We start from the raw sequence: 17556 nt of genomic DNA on the forward strand, positions 1-17556 counted from the left end.
GTTGGATGCTTCCCAGCGCTACAGGACTTCAAACGTCGATTGGAGTTGTCTCGTCTCAGCCGTGGTTATTGGTGCCGAAGGCAGGGTGCCGGGAGATCGCCTCCTGTTGTTCCGGCCTGCGGAGGAACCAGTGTTGTATCTAATCCCTGGAAAGTACGTCGTGGGAGTGCGAATGCCCGACTGGCAAGACCGCATTGAAACTGCGGTGGATGCCAACCGTTTGTCGGGGCGTGCATGGTGAAGGTCGTCAGTGCCATCAACCCGCGAATTTTTATGATCTCTCTCGCCCTGATTTTAGGTGGCTGCCGGTCCGACGTGCGCGATTCCGCGCCCACGGTCGGTCCTGGCACGGCCGCCGCGGTGAGTTACGCGCTCGTTCCTGCGGCCGCCTCGGCGACCTACGCGCTGAAGCGCAGTGAACACGCTTTCGGAGCGCAGCCTCTTGTTCGCGACCCGCCGGAGTATCCGGGGTCAATGATAGAAAGGCAGCTTCCGCCAGTCATAGTTCACGCAAAGGCGATTATCGACGAGCAGGGCCACGTGACCGACGTAAGGGATATGGACGGTGTCTCGACGTCGGATCACGCCGCTTTCTTTGATGCATGCCGGGATGCGCTAAGCCGCTGGCGATTCTCGCCGATGACGGTCGTGGAGGAGTTCGACGACGGCAAGGGGAATATTTCCCAGAGTCGCAAGAATGCCGCCTTCAGTCTCGACTATGTGTTTCGTTTCGAGCTGGTGGATGGGAAGCCAACAGTCACCCCGCAAGGATAGTCGCTGCGGTCGTCCCGGATGCGAAGTAGCCGTAAACTCCGTTGTTCCGGGAATCTTCGCTAAAAACGACAGCTGCGCTAAATGGCGAGCGCGCGCAATGGTAAGCCACTTAATCAGCGGCACGCCTCCCGCATCTCTTCATCAACCATAATCAGGATCCCGAGGTCGTATAGGCGACAGGGCGAAATATTTCTACCATTGACAGAGCCGATCGAAAAGCGACCTGGTCAGTCGTTTCGTCGAAACGAACTCTCACCCAAATTGTTGGCGTCCGCCGTGCCGCCGGCCATCTGCACGTCCTGGCGCTCCCGGGAAATTCGCTCGACGAGCGCCCGGAGGTCCTCGCACAGCTGGCGGGCATTTTGATAGTGCCAGTCGCTTCGCTCCATCCCGCGCCAACGGCCTTCGCTGCGACTGCGCCGCCCTCGTTGACCTCGCTGCACCACTTGGCGTCTCGGCTTCCCGGCACGTAGCCGCTTGGGTCGGTGGTCAGGGCTGACGCCGCGATCCACTTCGTCAATTACGCCGCCGGCGCCCGGACACGGGCAGTCGTTGAACCCGCGAGTCCTATGGTCCGCGGCACGCCGCGCTTTCACGGCGTGCCGCAACTTAGACGTGCGACGGCCATCACGGTAGCCTAGTCAGCGAGCGAGCGACGGTACTTGCCAGGGCTCTCGTGGCGCAGCCTTTTGAAGGCGTTTGTAAGGTGGCTCTGGTCGGTAAAGCCGCAATCTACCGCGATGGCTGCTAGAGATAGCTCATTCTCCGCAATGAGATGCTTTGCCCGATCGAGACGCTTCTCTAGATGCCATCGACTTGGGGTGATGCCGGTCGCGATTTTGAAGGCGCGCGAAAAGTGCTCGCGGGATACCCCGCATGCGCGCGTGGCCTCGCGCACGGCCAGCCTCAGAGACGTCTGATTGGCCAGGCACGAGATCGCGGCCCGCAATTGCCAATCGGCTAGCGCACCGCGCGGGCTTCGGCCGCGCGGCCCCTCGTCTGATGTATGGGGGTTGCGGCTTTTCTCAGTCATCAGATTTGAGCACACGGCAGTCAGCCGCGCCCTCGTGCCGGCCCTTCCAAGGACGTCGTGGTGACGGAAGATTCTTGGCTACTGATATAATGGACACGGTTATGGTCCTCTGTCGGCGCCAGGTGGCCCAGGAGCCGCGATCCGAGTTATGAGGTCATTCCGCGACGGGCATACGGGTAGCTGCAATACGCATGAACGACGCAGCTCACGTCTGATGTCAGGGCTTTGCCTGCCGCTCGCGGGCGCGCTGGATGCGAAACTCATCCAGCGGCACGCCGCTCTGCCCGATGTCCTCGATCTCATGCTCGTGAAAAAGCACGGTGGTGTCCTCGTGCGGCTTGCCCATGACGTCGAAGAGTAGGTCGGCGACTCCTTTGTAGACGGCTGCCTTTTGTTCACTGGTGGTGCGGACTGCACCCGGGCTGGTGCCCTCACGGGTCACAAGGATGTTTACGATCGGCATAAGGTTCTCCAAGAGGGTGGGGCCGCCTGGCGCGCGCCCCTGGTTAGGTCAGCGACCGGCGATCAAGCCGCCATCGACGTGCAGGATTTCGCCCGTGGAGAAGGCCGCATCCTCGAGATAGAGCACCGCGCGGACGATGTCTTCGACCTCGCCCAGCTTGTTCATCGGGTGGAAAGCCGCCAGCTGGTCGACCATCTTCGGATCGTGCATGGGGGTGCGGATGACCCCGGGTGCCACGGCGTTCACTCGGACGCCGCGCGTGGCATATTCAATTGCCAGGCTCTTGGTGGCGGAGTTCATGCCGCCCTTCGTCAGCATTGCGATAAAGGCGGGACCCCGCGAGCTGGCGAACTCCGCCGTCGACGCCGTGATCTGAACGATGTGGCCATTGCCCTGTTTCAACATGACAGGGGCGACCTGCTGGGTAGTGAAGAAAAACCCGTCCAGGTTCGTCTTCAGCTTCAGCCGATAGTCTTCTTCGGTGTAGTCGACGAACGGCTTGCCGATGAAGATCCCGGCATTGTTCACCAGGGTATCGATGCGACCGAACTTCTCGAGCGCCGCCGCAACCAGGCGCTTGCCCGTCTCCGGATCGCCGATATCACCGGCCACCGTCACCAGGTCCGGATCCGGGGAGGGCTTGATGGAGCGGGACGTGGCAACCACGGCATAACCGCGTGCACGAAACCCGTTGACGATGCCCTCGCCGATGCCCTGGGATGCACCGGTGACGATGGCTACTTTCTTAGTTTGTGACATGTTTCTGCTCCGTTTTTTGCTTGCGTGATGGGCAGAATCTACGGCACTGTAAGGGTCTCGAAAATTGGATATATCCAATCAATGGCTGTTCAAAAACGTTCAGACCTCGACTGGGAAGACGTCCGGGTGTTTGTGGCTCTGGCCCGGCAGGGCAGCCTGTCCGCCACGGCTCGCATGCTCTCTGTCAGTCACGCCACGGTGGCGCGCAGGATTCATTCCTTGGAGCAAAGTCTCGGAGAGAAGCTCGTTGAGCGGCGGCTCGAGGGCTACGTGCTGACGCCGGCTGGGACGCATGCGCTGGAGGCTGCAAGCGATATGGAGCAGTCAGCCCAGATCCTCGGCCGAGGCATGACCGATGGTTCCCCTGCCGGATTGGTGCGGGTCAGTGCATCGCCGGGGCTTTCGTCAGGATTCCTCACGTCGCGCCTCGTGCTTCTGGCCATGCGTTACCCGCGGCTCGATATCGACCTCGCGGCGGTCCTTCGGTCGGTCAGCCTCGAGCGTCACGAGGCGGATATCGCTATCCGGTTCGACAAGCCCACAGACGGCGACATCATCGCCCGCCCGCTGATCACGGTCGGCTATGGGTTTTACGGTACGGATGAGGCTTGTCGATCCTTCGAAGCCGGTGGCGACCTTGTTCTCATTGGCTTCAACGAGTCGGATGCATATTTACCCGCAGCAACATGGATGTCCGAGACCTTTCCCCGTGCTCGCGTCGCGTTCCGTGCGAAGGATCAGTTCCTTCAATCGATTGCCGCGCGATCAGGCGCAGGCCTGGCGCTCATCCCTCACTACATCGGCCGAAGCGATTCCATGCTGCGCATCTGCGACTTGGGTGCGCTGCCGCCAGTCAGGGACGTCTACCTGGTGACCCGCCGGCGCGACCGGAAGGATGCATCGATCCGGGTCATTGCTGACGAAATCATCGCGATGTTTGAGCAGGAGCAGGAACTCTTTCGCTGATTTCTGATTTCCTTCGCGGGAGCGGTGGAGAAAGATTCCGTAGAAAGCGCAACATCGGTGCCGAGTGGCATAAAGTCGTGCCGCAGATGGCAGTTGCACGGAAGGAGGGTGCCATCCGTGGCACGTGTACGTGAGCCCGGCACTGCAATCAGATGGTCGCTGGCCAATAGCGGTTCGCTCAGTCGCCTCCAGTGGCGATGGATGCCGTGACCATCTTTAAAGGTACGACGATACGGTCGAACTCGGCTTCTGAAACGTAACCGAGCTTCAATGCCGCCTCTTTGAGGGTTGTGTCGTTATCGTTGGCATAGTGGGCGATTTTTGAAGCCTTGTCATACCCAATGACTGGCGAGAGTGCGGTCACAAGCATCAAAGAGCGATCGACGTACACCTTGATTTTTTTTTCGTTCGGCTTAGTGCCTTCGACCAGGTATTTACGGAAGTTCGTCGTGCTATCGGTGAGCAGGCGAACGGTATGCGTGATGTCATACACCATCACCGGCTTGTAGACGTTCATCTCGAGGTAACCCGATGCGCCGGCGAATCCCGTCGTAACGTCGTTGCCCATGGCCTGCACTGCGCACATGGTCAGTGCCTCGGCCTGCGTCGGGTTGACTTTCCCGGGCATGATGGACGAGCCAGGCTCGTTCTCGGGAATGATGAGTTCGGCAAAGCCGGCTCGGGGGCCGCAAGACATCAGTCGAATATCATTACCGATCTTGAATAGCGATACAGCTAGCGTCCTGAGTGTCCCGGACATCTGAACCAGGTCGTCGTGTGCGCCCTGTACAGCGAATTTATTCGGTGCGCTCACAAAAGTGAGGCCGGTGAGAGTCGATATTTCCGCCGCCGCCGCCGGGCCGAAGTCCGGTGTTGAATTGATTCCGGTGCCAACCGCAGTTCCGCCAATGGCCAGGCGATAGATGCCTTTCAGTGCATCATCCAGACGGATCAAGTTATCGCTGAGCATGGCAGCGTAGCCGGACCATTCTTGGCCGAGCGTTATCGGGGTGGCATCCTGCATGTGGGTTCGCCCCACCTTCACTATGTCTTTCCACGCAACAGCTTTGTCGCCGATGGCCCTGGCCAACGCATCGATTGATGGCATTAGTCGCTTCTTCACGCTCATCGCGACGGCGATGTTCATCGCCGACGGAAACGTGTCGTTGGACGATTGCGCCATGTTCACATGATCATTGGGATGAACGGGTTGTTTGCTCCCGAGCGGCGTACCCGCTAACTGGCAGCAGCGGTTCGAGATGACCTCGTTTACGTTCATGTTGAACTGTGTGCCAGAGCCAGTCATCCAGACATGGAGGGGGAACATGTCGCTATGCTGGCCAGCGAGGATCTCATCGCACGCTTTGAGGATCAGACCGAATTGCTCGTCCTTCAGCCGCCCCGACTTGTGGTTGGCGATGGCGGCCGCCTTCTTTAGGTATGCATACGAGGAAATCATTTCCCGCGGCATCAGATCGATTCCGATGTCGAAATGCTCCAGTGAGCGTTGCGTTTGGGCGCCCCACAGCTTTTCGCTGGCAACATCCACTTCGCCCAGGCTATCGGTTTCTTTACGGGGAACTAGGCGGGATGGGGGTGGAACGACTGGGGACGTGGCGACGGCAAGGGCAGAGGCACTGGCCATGGCCAGTGACGCAGTGACGCCGGATTTAAGTACGTCTCGACGATTCATGAAGTTTCCAATTCAGATGGGGAAGAGTTCGGCGCAGGCGCGGGGGGTGGGCAGAGGCGATCCCTGCTCACATGGACATTACCGTCGATTTTTGATCACACCAGAGCACTCGACGGCCAATCACCCGGCGGCCATTCACCGGTACGCGGCGAAGAACAAGACCGGTGAAGACGGTCAAATAGCATCTGCTATCAGGGCAGGAGCTTCTGACGGCTCGGAGAGTTCGGTACGAAAGAGTCCTTTTCGCCGGGATCCAGTACAACGTAGCCGCGGCGCCAGGGCTGATCATCGATCAATCGCCACTTGTGGCCGCTCCCGGTATGGTCTTCGGCAACCAACACATCCCCCGGCCGCAGGACGAAGGTTTCCCCCGATCGAGTCTCGAACTGCAGCGTTCCGCTTAGCGTGATGACGTACTGCGGCTCGGGATCGTTATGCCAGTCAAGCGAAGCATGTGGCGCCGACTCCTTGAAGTGGAGCGCTGTAACTTTGGTGCGCTTGGACAGGTCGATGTTACCCTCGAGTACGTGCGAAACGTTATCGGGACCCGTGAACAGCTTGAACGCGTGAACGGCTGTGGTGCCGGTAACCACCTGCTTACCCGCTTCGCTTTTCGTAGCTGACGCGTTGGATATAAGTAGAAGGAGGGCGCTTGCGGCGACGCGTCTGCGCCAGCTCGCAGCCACCGGCTTCGGGGTACGCGGTGAGACTGTTGGCTTAGCTCGTTGCATGTTTTTCACCTTTGGCGCATACGGCGCCGGCGGCGCCGAACCAACAGAGCGATGGCACCGGCAACCGCCAGGGCGGCCACTGTCATACCGACACGGGCCACCGCCACCAAGTGCGACGTGGGTCCTCCTTGGCGAACGATCGCCACGTCATTCGCGGTCACCGAGGGATCACCGTTTCCGTACGTGGAGAGGACATAGTTAGCAAGCGCTGCGATCTGCGCATCGGATAAGACATTCAGGTCATTCGGGTTGCCACCGAATGCCGGCATGTAAACCTGACCGCCTCCGGTTGTACGATCCACACCGTTCAAGATTGTCGCGATCAGGTTCGTTGGCTTGGAGAGTCCGGTCGCCGAGTTATGAAACAGGCTAGGGTAATACCCGTCACGAGTCCCCTGGCCGCTGTAGATATGACAGCTGGCACAGTTGCCTTGAAACAGCTGCGCGCCGGATGATTTTTCGCTGGGGTCCATGCCACGAAATGCTGCAACGTTTGACTTGGCGGCCCCGCGCTGGAAGCGCGAGACATCCTCATTCGCGTCACGGACACCCGGGACGGTCTGAATGTAGATCGCTATGTCATCTAAATCGTCGTCAGATAAATGTTGGAAGCTGTGCTCCACCGCTTCACCCATACTGCCAGCCGCCTGCGCCTTGCGGTCGACGTGTCCCGAACGCAAGTACTGCACAAGCTCAGCGTGTTGCCACAGACCAATGCCGCTTATGGGGTCAGAGGTAATGTTTGGTGCATACCAAGGGCCGACGGAGCCGCCACTCAACGCGCTGTCTGTTTCTTCCTGCATAAGCAAACCGCGCGGCGAATGGCACGTACTGCAATGCGCAGCGCCCTCGGCAAGGTATCGGCCCCGGTTCCACTGGGCGGACCTCGATGTATCGGGAACGTACGGGTGCGAAGTCAGAAAGAGGAGATTCCACCCCGCCATCGAGGCGCGCAGGTTCATCGGGAACGGAAGGTCGGTCTCAGGCGCCGGTTCGTCGACCGGTGCGATGCCCTGCATGACGTAGACATACAGGAAGTGAATGTCCTCGTCAGTCAGCAGTGCGTAGGACGTGTACGGCATGCCCGGATAAAGGTTGCGGCCGTCGCGCCGAATGCCATGACGCACGGCATCAGAGAATTGCTTCTCGGTGTATTGGCCGATGCCAAACTGCTTCGATGGCGTGATGTTGCTCGCATACATCGTTCCGACAGGAGACCTGATGCCCATGCCCCCCGCATAGGCCTTTCCACCTTTCGCCGTATGGCAGGCGGCGCAGTCGGCTGCCGTGGCGATGTACTTTCCTCTTTCGATCGCGTCGCGCTCGGCCGGATCATCGGCTGCACGACTCGCGGTGCATCCAAGACCGAGGAGACCGATGAACGCCATTATGACGAGGGATGAGCGTTCCATCGTCAGCCTGTCCTTAGCTGATCGATGATCGCGTCCGCCGCCTTGAACGCCAGGGCAGCCATTGTCAGTGTGCTGTTTCCGCAGCCCCCAGTCGTCATGGCGCCGCCGCCCGGCAGAAACAGATTCTGATGGTCATGCGCCCGGCAATCGAGGTCGACCACGGACTTGCCCGAATCGCGCCCCATTATCGTGCCGCCCATGATGTGGTCGCTCTGCGTGAACTCGGTGCTTATCTCCGCTTGCTTGGCGCCGAGAGCGACCGCCAGGCGTCTGGCGATGGGAACGGAATACGAAGCCGCCGACTCACGAACGTAGTCACCCACGTCGTAGTAGATATTCGGCTTAGGCAGGCCCAACCAGTCGGTCTTTGCTGAGAGCGTCAGGCGGTTGTCAGGCATCGGAAGCAACTCGTGCTCGATGGCTATCTCAGCCGTGCAAGCCGACACGCGTCGAATCTCCCGATCAAGCGCCTTTCCGACGAGGCCTTTTTTCAGGGCGGCCACGGCTCCGATGCGGCTGCGCGCCATATTGTTGAATCGAAATAGCGCACCTCCGTGCTTTGCGCGGAAGTCGCCTTGGGATGTCTCCATGATGCTGCTGCCCTGTACGGGTCCGACGCCGGTCCATGCAGGTTCCGCCAGTTCTAGCTCCGCTACGAGCTTGGGCTGGTCCATCATGTTGCGTCCTACTTGGTCGGAGCTATTGGCCACACCGCGGGGATTGCGATTGTCCTGCGACATCAGTAGCAGCTTGGGCGTCTCAATGCCATTGCACGCCAGGACGAAAGCCCGCGCGGTCACACGGTGGGATACTTTGTTAGAGTCGTAGTAGTGGACAGCCTGGATCTGGTTTCGCCCGTCGGTCTCGAGCTTGTACGCGACCGCGTTCGCAAGGATCCTGCCACGCTTGGCTTCGATCTTGGGAAGCGCGCTGGCAGCGTCGTATTTTGCGGCCACCGGACAGACAGGAATGCAGTTGTTGTTCCCACAGCAGGGTGGTCGGCCATCGTAGGCGATGCCACTGTTTCGAGCTTGAGCCGCCGGATGATTGCGCAGTCCGATCGACGCTGCTGCATCGGTAAAGCGCTGCTCACCGGGACCAAACGGCAGGCGGCCCATGGGATAAGGTTTGGATCGAAGCGGTGGCCACTGCAGCTCGGCCTCGGACGGACCGCAGACGCCGAGCTTATACTCGGCGCGCGTGTAGTAAGGCTCCAGGGTCTGATAGTCGAAGTCCCAGTCGCGTCCTACGCCATAAAGCGTCTTCAGACGCATATCATCAGGCGTGAGGCGCCAACAAATGCCCGCCCAGTGCCAGGTCGCTCCACCTGCGTATCGGACATAGCCTTGCTGATACGCCCGGGCGTTTGGCCCGGTCAGTTGCAAGTATTCGTGCTCCTGTCCCTGCTCAAGAGACTCCATGTGGGGAGCCCAAGGCGAAGGAGGATAGGCGGCGTTGAAATGAAGCCTCGATGACGGGGGCAGATTCCGGTACCGCTCAACGATTTGCCAACGCTCAACCCGTGGCCCTGCCTCGAGCATGAGCACGGACAGCCCAGCGTCCAGGAGTTCTTCCGCCACGATGGCGCCAACAACGCCCGTGCCGACTACGATGACATCCGCTTTCGCTACTACAGACATTTGCAGGTTCTCGGCCTAAAACTTCGGCATGTAAGTCAACGGTGGCGCTTCAGCGCTCCAACCGTTCGGGCCTGAAATCGCGTACGTCGGAATGGTCATCACATCGATGGTCGGTTTGAACATGAGTGCCTCCTCATAGGCAAACACCTCAGCCTCAGGGATGTCGACAATGACGCCCATATACCAGGCCGCAATCATCGAATGGGCCGCATCCTTAAGCCTGCCTTCGGGAATGACTTCGAAGAAGTCCTCCACCACCCTCGCGTTCTGGCTATGCGCAATGGCCAATAGTCGATCCGTCGCCGCCGGTAGCTCCGGATTCATCCTGAGCATCGCCGCAGCGAGCCGTAGGCCGACGTCATCGCTGAGGACGTGATTGATCAAAAGGCGCGAAAGCTCCATAAACGTCTTCCCGTATGGAGTTCCTTCGGCTGGCATGCTTCGTATTGCATCAGGAAGATTCAAGAGCGTCGCGGCAATCAGCCATGTGCCACCGAGCAGAATCTTGCGTCGTGATAGCTGGAACTCGGCCGGCGAGTCGTCGCGCTCGTCCTCTCTCACTCTCTAACCTCCACTCAATCGGTAGCCATAACGCAGCGATTCCATTGCGCTGCACACATACAGGCGAAACGGAATGGAAGCGCCCTGCCATCAAATTTTATTGATGGCAATCCACGAAGGATTGCAACAAAAAAGCCAAGTTATGGTTGTCGGTATTGCCGCCCCAGCTGCCGATGGGCCGGCCGTAGCCCTAGCGCTCCTGACTGCGCGCCGCATGCAGTGCGGCGAGCTCTTTGAGGTGGTGACAAGACAACCACCGTGTCAGTTCGCCGTCGGAGAGCACTCGGGCAACCACCTTCGCAAGGACGACGCCTTCATGCACGGCCTGGCATTCTGCGCTCCCATTCTCGGGAAACTTGGACGAACGCCTCAGCGCAACTCCACGAATACCGTGTCGTCTGAGCATTCCCGTCGCCCGTGTATCGGCCAACAGGGCATCGAAGGACTTGGTCACAGCATGAAAACGGGTCTCCGCATTTCGTGCCTCATCCTTCAGGGTCTCAGCCTCCTGCCGCCGCACCCACTCTCCTCTGACCGGGTCACCCACACAACTGCGCCTCCATCTGGGACAAGCAAGAGAGGTCTTTCAGCACGACCAGTGAGGGATACCTGCAGCCTTCAACGAGAGGCCCGTTGTGCATGTAGAAGCACTTCAGCCAGGTTGGGAACAGCATCCGTGGAAGAACGAAATAGTCGGTCGGACCAGGTTCTCCGTAGACGGACCGCGCGAAGACGACGATGTGTGTTTCCTCGGCCTCCCTGTGGTTGAACCACTGTTGAGTGGCCCCCTGTGGCCCGTAGCTGAGGCGACGAGAGAGGCATTTATGGTCATCCGAAGAGGAGGATGCTATGGCTAACGAAAGCAAGCAGAGTTTCTTCACCCGCATGGCGATGTCCGTCGCCAAAGCTGCAGGAAAGCCAGCGACGTTCGCTGCAGCTGCGGGAATTGTCGTGATTTGGGCAGCGAGCGGGCCGGTATTCGGGTTCGGAGACACGTGGCAGTTGGTGATCAACACCGGCACGACGATCGTGACGTTTCTGATGGTGTTCCTCATACAGAACACGCAAAACCGCGATACGGAAGCCATGCAGATCAAGCTCGATGAGCTTATCAACGCAGTGAACGGCGCGAACGCCGTGCTCCTGGATCTCGAGGAACTAGACGAGAAATCTCTGGACGCCATTCGCGGACACTACATCCGGCGCGCCGCCGAAGCCCGCCAGGGACGTGAGTACGAGGATTCGCCCTCCGACGAGGCCGATGACGTCGACAAGTAGGCCGTCAGTTCCCGGGTCGGCCTCTCACGAATCTTCGACGTTCGCGCCTGTATTTCTCTCGCTCAACGTGAGGGCCATATGCGCAGCGAATGGAACGAAGAACGTGACGCGATGCGGCTCATATCCGTCGGCGACAGCAGCGACGTGGAGCTGTGGGCTTTGGTGCTTGGTTCCACGCCAGACGACATCGTTGCCGCGGTAAGCCGGGTGGGAAATCGAGCCGCGGATGTACAAGCGGAGCTTATCCGAAGAAAGCCTCCGCAGTGACCGACACATCAGGCACTGGCACTTTCTGGATCGAGTACGAGGTCTACGACCTGATCCCGGCGGATCGGCGGTGGGCCGACCTGAGCGCAGTATCGACAGAGAGCATCAGCTCGGCACACGTAAAGGGCTTCAACAAGGTGACGGCGTGGTCAGGCGCCCCATCGTGAAGTTCGCCGTGGTCAGACAGAAGCAGCACGGTCGCGATCTCGCCCCACTCCTGACGGCTCCTTGAAAGATACGCGCCCTCAAGCATGTCGCCGGGTGCGGGAACGCAGACGACCATCAGAGCAGGACGGCGGCCGACAGCGAGGACGGCCGCACCCGCATGGGTCGTGGCCACTAACGACTCAAATCCTAGCTGTGCGATCGCGTCTTGGATGGTATGGGCCAGATCCGGTTGAGGCTCGATAATGATCGCCACCGGGTGGGCCGCGCTCCAGGCTTCGCCTTGATCAACCCGTTCGTAGGAGAGCTCGCTTACCGGCGGCAGAAACGTCACTGGATACTCCCTTTCCGCTACTCCCCATTAGAGCCGCCGGGTCGTGCGGAGGGAGCGCACGACGCGGCGGCACGGCCCCAGCGGGAACCGTGGGAGGAGTTTCTACCTGCCGCGTTAGCAACGTCGGAGCAGGACCGTGAAATTCCTTTCACCTTACTTAACGCCGTTGCATTTAAGTCTGTCGCGAAGCTTTCACGGCCCGACGCGCCTTAGATGACGCCTTTCGGTGCAATATCCGATCGTCAGCCGGACTCCGCTTCGTCCGGCTGGATTCTCCCCAGTAAGGACCTCATCTGCCGACGTCGGGCAGCCCGGGGGCACCGTCACCACTGGCCCACGGTGCCCCTCTTTTTAACACCTGCCGGTGCCGCGCTTCCCTGGTCAATGGCGACGCCGAATCCAGCTCGTCGGCCAGCTTGATCAGGCAAGCCCCATAGCCTGTGCCCGGTACATTTCCCGGCGCCCCGAGTCTGGCCAGAAGCAGCGCCGCCGCGCGCGATACCTGTTCAAATCCGGCGATGTCCGCCTTCGCCACCAGTAGGTGTATCCGAAACCGCGCTTCGTCGACATCACCGGTGAGAAGTGCGTCGCTAGCCGCAGCGGCCTCTTGGACGACCGCAGCATGGGTGAGGATGGCGTCGGCGTTGGAATTCATCGGCGTAGTTTAACGGCGCTTTACGCCGGAGGCATTCTTCTGCGGTTCCGCAGCTCGGCCATGACGTTCGGTTGCGCCAATGGGGTGGCGCGCCGACCTGCTCCGACCCACCGCAAAGGCCTCTTCATCGTCCGAGCGCCCGTATATTCCGACACCCACCAACGCCGGCACCGCCATGAACGTCGATTTCCTTATGTTCTACGAAGTGGATCCTGTGGGGACGGGCTTCGTTCCCACCGGCCGTCTCGTCTTGGATGGCTAGGAAGTATTCGCCTGGGGCTGCAGCTTCGCATTCTCAGACGCGTCGAGCGCTCTCGTGTACGGCAGAGACTACGGCGACGTGGCGCTCGAAGCGTTAAAGGCCTGGCGGTGACAGCTCTCTTCACGCTCGGGGGTATCAGCCGTATGCGGCGCGCTCATCCATCCCTTCGGTTTGAACATGACGTGCTCGATGCGGCTAGCAAACAACGCCGGAATGTCGGCCCCTGCCAGCATCGACTCCAGGCGGCCCCGCGGTGACGGCTCCGCCAAGGTAGAGTGCTTGGGATTCCCGACTGAAGAAGCCTTCACTCTCCAGTTGCTCGAGGATTTGGGCCAGCTTTGCGTGTCGGGTCCTTTGGGTGTGCATTCGGGCACTCCGGCGGCATGTGGTGCCGGGGGTTACGGTGCATGGGCCTGCTTGGATGCCTTCGCCATTCTATTCTTGCCGAATACGCATGGTAATTGGCGCCTACCGAGGCGGCTTCACGCCAAGGTTCACCGCTTCGACACCGGATAGCTGTCACACCTGAGCCAGGTAAAAGAGGAAAGCTTATGTGGACCGGGATTACCTGGGACGAGAAAGACGCTCTGCTGAAGCTGAGTGACACAGCCCGTCTCGCTATGTCGCCCCTCTCAGACGAGGCATGCCGTGGCCTGCGTGCCCACGGCTTAGTAACGCTGGCCGCCGACGGCTTTTGGCAACTGAGTCGCGCAGGTTGGGAACAACTCCAACGAGGCTAAGAACGGGATCGGAAAGGAAGGGGAAGGCGGCTGAGTCCGGTGGAATCTCCGCGCTCCCCCTCTCCTCCGGTGCTGCACACGTAGGCGACGTCGCCCCGGGCACGACTGCCTTCCCGGGTTCATGCCTAGCGGCTCCCCTGCCCCGCGCTGCAGCTTGGCTGGGTCAAGGGCGTTGCGGCCTTGGTCTACGTGGTTTAGCTCCATACCGGGCCAACGGCCTTCGCTGCGGCTGCGGCTCCCTCCTCGACCCCGCGACAACACTCGACCTTTCGGTATATCGGTATATCGGTCGAAGTATTCGCGATTTGCCGGCACTCCCGCTTCCGACTGAGAGTGAATCGACTATGGGAATTTGCCTGTACCGACTATGAGAATCCGTCCAGGATTGAGTGGAAGCGGTGCCGCCTTGCGCTGTTTCCGTCGCCGCAATAACCTCCCGGGACCCCACTGCAATCTTTCATCAGGTGAAGCAATCATGGACCGACTGGAAGCCATGTCCATCGTTTTGCTCGTGGCAGACAAAGGAAGTCTGACGGCGGCCGCCAAGGCGCTGAATATGTCCCTGCCCTCGATCAGTCGAAAAGTCAGCGAGCTGGAAGCGCACCTGGGCACCAAGCTCATGCAACGCTCAACCCGGAAGTTGACGCTGACGGATTCTGGCGAAAAGTACGTCGAAGGCGCTCGACGTGTCCTCGAGCAGCTCGATGATGTCGAGCGAGCGGCGTCCGGGGAATACTCAACGCCGCGCGGCCAACTCGTCCTGACCGCACCGGTCAACTTTGGGCAGCTCTACCTCCTGCCGCTTGTGACCGACTTTCTGGCCATGTATCCCGAGATCAACGTCCAGCTGATGCTTTCGGACAGAAATCTGCACTTCCTGGATGACCGGGTGGACATGGCCATTCGCCTGGGGGCCCTACCCGACAGCAACATGGTCGCCACCCGGGTGGGTTTCATGGAAACCCTGGTCTGCGCTTCGCCCGACCTCGTCGCGGCCCATGGCGTGCCGAAGCACCCCAACGACCTCCAGGCCCTTCCCTGCGTGATCTTCGCCGGCCCGGCCACGACGACGTGGTCGTTCCGCGAGCCCAACGAAGGGCCAGGCTTCGGTGTGGACATCGTCCCACGCCTCTCGGTCTCCACCGCCGAAGGCGCGGTGCAGGCGGCCGTCCGGCGAACGGGTTTCACCCGGATCTACCGCTACCACTGTGAAGCGCACTTGCGCCTGGGCACGCTCACGCGCGTGCTCCGCGAGTTCGAGGTAGCGCCCATTCCGGTGCACCTGGTCAGAGCGTCGCGGGATGCCATGCCCTTGAAGATGCGGGTGTTCCTGGAATTCGCCGCAGACCGCCTACGAACCCAGCTGGCTATGTTCGACTGACTGTTTCATATTCTAAAAGGTACGTTTACTTTTAGAATGTATTATTCTTTCTTATGCAACCGCGCATGATTTCTCCACCGAGCCGCTCCGGCACGGATCATCAGGAGAACTTCCATGGCACGTCTTTCCATCCCCACGATCGAAGAAGCCCCGGCCAAATCGCAGCCGATCCTGCAGAACTACGTCAAGGCGCTGGGCCTGGTGCCCAACTTCTTCGCCCTGATCTCGCAGTCCCCCGATGCTCTTGGCGCCATCGCGTCCATGCATGCGGCCCTCGGTAAGACGCTTGGTCACAAGACCCGCGAACGCATCCACGTCATGACGGCCGAGGTCAACGGCTGCAACTACTGCCTTTCGGCCCACACCTACCTGGGCGGCAAGCTCCAGGGCCTGACGGCAGAAGACATGGAGCTCAACCGGACCGGCCACTCGACCGACCCGCAAGCTGACGTGGCCCTGCAGTTCGCCTACAAGGTCGCCAAGTCCCGCGGTCATATTGATGACGCCGACGTCCAGGCGGTTCGCGACGCTGGCTTCAGCGACGCGCAGGTGATCGACATCGTTGCCGAGACTGCCTTCAGCTTCATCACCAACATCTTCAACAACACTTTCAAGACGGACATCGACGCCGAGTTCCCGGCGCTGCAGACGAAGAAGGTTGCTTGATCGCCCTCGACAGAGGGAGGGGCATTCAGGCCCCTCCCTCTGCCAACCCTTCGTCGGCCAACTGCAGGAGGATTCCTCATGTCTCGCTTGCGTATTCCCACGCGTGACGGTGCGCCTGATGAAAGCAAACCGCTACTCGACCGCATCTACGGGCGGCTTGGCGTGGTGCCGAAGTACGCTCGCCTGGTCAGCAACAGTCCGCCGGCCATGAGTGCGTATGTTGCCTTTCAAGACGGCCTGGCCAAAGTGCTGGACCCGAAAATGCGGGCGCGGATCGCGTTAGCCGTCGCACAAGCCAACGGCAGCCAGTACTGCGTTTCTGCACATAGTTATCTAGCCACCAACTTCGCGAATCTCCCGCCCGACGAAGTTGCGCTCAACCGTGCGGGCAGTTCCAAAGATCCAGGCGCGCAAGCCGTGGTCAGGTTCGCCGGCAAGGTTGTTCGCAAGCGAGGCCGTGTTACCGACGCGGACATCAACGCGGTCCGAATGGCTGGATTCGACGACGCTCAGATCGTCGAGATCATCGCGCTGATCGCGCAGAACACCTTCCTTAACTACCTAAACGAGGTAGCTAAGACAGCTATCGATTTTCCCGTTGCGTCCGAGACGCTCCACACCGCGTGACCGCGCCCAGGACATCACCTCATGATTGACGAACTACTGTCCTTTGCGGTCTATGCGGCCGGCCTGGGATTCAACAAGCGCTACCAGTCGCTGCTTGAACCGCTGAATTTGACCTACCCCCAATACCTCGTGATGTGTGTGCTTTGGGAGGCTGACGGCGTGACCGTTGGTGCCGTAGGCGAGCGCATGTGCCTGGACTCGGGAACGACAACCCCACTGCTCAAACGATTGCAGGCCGCGGGGCTACTCCAGCGTCGGCGCGCTGAGGCCGACCAGCGGGTCGTCATCGTCACCCTTACCGAGGCAGGCCGCGCGCTTCATGAGCGCGCCCTCGCCGTACAGATCCAGATCGATCACGCCTCTGGATTGGACGCAGATGCTGCCAGGCGCTTTCGCGCCCAGCTCACCGCGCTGCGCCGTTCTCTCACAGCGGAATTCTGACCGCGGACGGCTCGCGTGCCAGGTCCTGGAGCGCGTCCATAGCCCGGTTATAAGGACCGAGGTCACCGCTCGCCGCCTGAAGCAAAAGTGCTCCCTGGATGCGAGCGACCCAGTCTTCGGCGAAGGCCCGGACTCGATCGGAAGGCATTCCGCTGTCGTCGGCCAGCTTCGCAACAGCCACGATCCAGTGGTCGAAGGCCAGCTGCAGATGCGCTTTGGCCGGTGCGCCAATGGAGGAAGTCGCGAGGCGCCCCAGTAGACACGCGGACCTGCCTCCGGTGTAGATCTGATCAAGCGTGGCGACGATCTTTCGGACACGCGTCTTCAGGGGGTCTGCCGAAAAGGCGATGTCCCTCACCTGGCTGTCGATCACGCTTTGAGCCCGCTCAAGGACAGCCTGCGCCATCTGCTCCTTCCCCTCGGGGAAGTAGTGATAAAGGCTCGATCGTCCCAGCCCGGTCGCTCGCGATAGATCGCTGAGCGAGGCGCCTTCGAACCCATGTTCGCGGAACACCCCGAACAGGCTGTCGAGCAACTGATCGCTGGGTGGCTGAGCAGGGCGCATGAGTGCAGTTCCTTAAGTGAACGGATCGTTCGGTTCAGATCAAAGTAGCGTCGACGAAAGCTAAAAACAATGCTTGACATACCGTTCTGCGATTATTAGTGTATCGATCGTTCGGTACAGGAACTACCTGCCGACCCAAACCA

At 60.2% G+C, this 17556-nt stretch carries 19 protein-coding genes; 8 read left to right on the plus strand and 11 right to left on the minus strand.

Features of this window, described 5'->3' with window-relative positions; translation table 11 throughout:
• Positions 1–234: 234 nt before the first annotated feature.
• Positions 235–774, plus strand: a complete 540-nt coding sequence (locus ACVWWJ_RS22385; RefSeq protein WP_456969534.1) for an energy transducer TonB — start codon at positions 235–237, stop codon at positions 772–774.
• A 637-nt stretch (positions 775–1411) separates the two neighbouring features.
• Here the strand turns inward: ACVWWJ_RS22385 and ACVWWJ_RS22390 are convergent.
• The 3 genes from ACVWWJ_RS22390 to ACVWWJ_RS22400 all read right to left on the minus strand — a co-directional run bounded on the left by ACVWWJ_RS22390 (position 1412) and on the right by ACVWWJ_RS22400 (position 3029).
• The gene (locus ACVWWJ_RS22390) at positions 1412–1807 is read right to left on the minus strand and encodes a helix-turn-helix domain-containing protein (protein ID WP_456969535.1); all 396 of its coding nucleotides are present in this window, start codon (positions 1805–1807) and stop codon (positions 1412–1414) included.
• A gap of 217 nt (positions 1808–2024) precedes the next feature.
• Entirely contained in the window at positions 2025–2270 is a 246-nt protein-coding gene (locus tag ACVWWJ_RS22395) for a tautomerase family protein (RefSeq protein ID WP_456969536.1), read from the minus strand.
• A gap of 48 nt (positions 2271–2318) precedes the next feature.
• Positions 2319–3029, minus strand: a complete 711-nt coding sequence (locus ACVWWJ_RS22400; protein ID WP_456969537.1) for an SDR family NAD(P)-dependent oxidoreductase — start codon at positions 3027–3029, stop codon at positions 2319–2321.
• A gap of 81 nt (positions 3030–3110) precedes the next feature.
• Between ACVWWJ_RS22400 and ACVWWJ_RS22405 the strand changes: the two genes are divergently transcribed.
• Positions 3111–3995 (plus strand): LysR family transcriptional regulator, encoded by an 885-nt coding sequence (locus tag ACVWWJ_RS22405; RefSeq protein ID WP_456969538.1) that lies wholly within the window; start codon positions 3111–3113, stop codon positions 3993–3995.
• A 178-nt stretch (positions 3996–4173) separates the two neighbouring features.
• Here the strand turns inward: ACVWWJ_RS22405 and fumC are convergent, their stop codons facing one another.
• The 5 genes from fumC to ACVWWJ_RS22430 all read right to left on the minus strand — a co-directional run bounded on the left by fumC (position 4174) and on the right by ACVWWJ_RS22430 (position 10032).
• Entirely contained in the window at positions 4174–5688 is a 1515-nt protein-coding gene (fumC, locus tag ACVWWJ_RS22410; RefSeq protein WP_456969539.1) for a class II fumarate hydratase, read from the minus strand.
• 191 nt (positions 5689–5879) lie between these two features.
• Entirely contained in the window at positions 5880–6419 is a 540-nt protein-coding gene (locus ACVWWJ_RS22415) for a hypothetical protein (protein WP_456969540.1), read from the minus strand.
• 5 nt (positions 6420–6424) lie between these two features.
• Positions 6425–7831 carry a c-type cytochrome gene (locus tag ACVWWJ_RS22420; protein WP_456969541.1) on the minus strand — a complete coding sequence of 469 codons (1407 nt, stop codon included), beginning with the start codon at positions 7829–7831 and terminating at the stop codon, positions 6425–6427.
• 2 nt (positions 7832–7833) lie between these two features.
• Positions 7834–9471, minus strand: coding sequence for a GMC family oxidoreductase (locus ACVWWJ_RS22425; protein WP_456969542.1), 1638 nt, complete (start codon positions 9469–9471; stop codon positions 7834–7836).
• Positions 9472–9486: 15 nt separating this feature from the next.
• Positions 9487–10032 carry a sugar dehydrogenase complex small subunit gene (locus ACVWWJ_RS22430; RefSeq protein WP_456969543.1) on the minus strand — a complete coding sequence of 182 codons (546 nt, stop codon included), beginning with the start codon at positions 10030–10032 and terminating at the stop codon, positions 9487–9489.
• Positions 10033–10881: 849 nt separating this feature from the next.
• Between ACVWWJ_RS22430 and ACVWWJ_RS22435 the strand changes: the two genes are divergently transcribed.
• Positions 10882–11310: a low affinity iron permease family protein gene (locus tag ACVWWJ_RS22435; RefSeq protein WP_456969544.1), complete on the plus strand. Its 429-nt coding sequence runs from the start codon at positions 10882–10884 to the stop codon at positions 11308–11310.
• A gap of 111 nt (positions 11311–11421) precedes the next feature.
• The gene (locus ACVWWJ_RS22440; protein WP_456969761.1) at positions 11422–11577 is read left to right on the plus strand and encodes a DUF3606 domain-containing protein; all 156 of its coding nucleotides are present in this window, start codon (positions 11422–11424) and stop codon (positions 11575–11577) included.
• A gap of 43 nt (positions 11578–11620) precedes the next feature.
• On the opposite strand, the gene ACVWWJ_RS22445 is transcribed toward ACVWWJ_RS22440, so the two are convergent.
• Complete coding sequence (locus ACVWWJ_RS22445) at positions 11621–12076, minus strand: hypothetical protein (protein WP_456969545.1); 456 nt, start codon at positions 12074–12076, stop codon at positions 11621–11623.
• A gap of 289 nt (positions 12077–12365) precedes the next feature.
• Positions 12366–12731, minus strand: a complete 366-nt coding sequence (locus ACVWWJ_RS22450; RefSeq protein ID WP_456969546.1) for a hypothetical protein — start codon at positions 12729–12731, stop codon at positions 12366–12368.
• Between the two features lie 1477 nt (positions 12732–14208).
• On the opposite strand from ACVWWJ_RS22450, the gene ACVWWJ_RS22455 reads away from it, so the two are divergent.
• The 4 genes from ACVWWJ_RS22455 to ACVWWJ_RS22470 all read left to right on the plus strand — a co-directional run bounded on the left by ACVWWJ_RS22455 (position 14209) and on the right by ACVWWJ_RS22470 (position 16848).
• The gene (locus ACVWWJ_RS22455) at positions 14209–15114 is read left to right on the plus strand and encodes a LysR substrate-binding domain-containing protein (RefSeq protein WP_456969547.1); all 906 of its coding nucleotides are present in this window, start codon (positions 14209–14211) and stop codon (positions 15112–15114) included.
• 114 nt (positions 15115–15228) lie between these two features.
• Positions 15229–15780: a carboxymuconolactone decarboxylase family protein gene (locus ACVWWJ_RS22460; RefSeq protein WP_456969548.1), complete on the plus strand. Its 552-nt coding sequence runs from the start codon at positions 15229–15231 to the stop codon at positions 15778–15780.
• Between the two features lie 78 nt (positions 15781–15858).
• Positions 15859–16407, plus strand: a complete 549-nt coding sequence (locus ACVWWJ_RS22465) for a carboxymuconolactone decarboxylase family protein (RefSeq protein WP_456969549.1) — start codon at positions 15859–15861, stop codon at positions 16405–16407.
• Between the two features lie 21 nt (positions 16408–16428).
• The gene (locus ACVWWJ_RS22470; protein ID WP_456969550.1) at positions 16429–16848 is read left to right on the plus strand and encodes a MarR family winged helix-turn-helix transcriptional regulator; all 420 of its coding nucleotides are present in this window, start codon (positions 16429–16431) and stop codon (positions 16846–16848) included.
• Here ACVWWJ_RS22470 and ACVWWJ_RS22475 read toward each other — a convergent pair.
• Positions 16832–17413 (minus strand): TetR/AcrR family transcriptional regulator, encoded by a 582-nt coding sequence (locus tag ACVWWJ_RS22475; protein WP_456969551.1) that lies wholly within the window; start codon positions 17411–17413, stop codon positions 16832–16834. The genes ACVWWJ_RS22470 and ACVWWJ_RS22475 overlap by 17 nt on opposite strands.
• Between the last annotated feature and the right edge of the window lie 143 nt (positions 17414–17556).

It is taken from the genome of Luteibacter sp. HA06 (genome assembly GCF_054061215.1).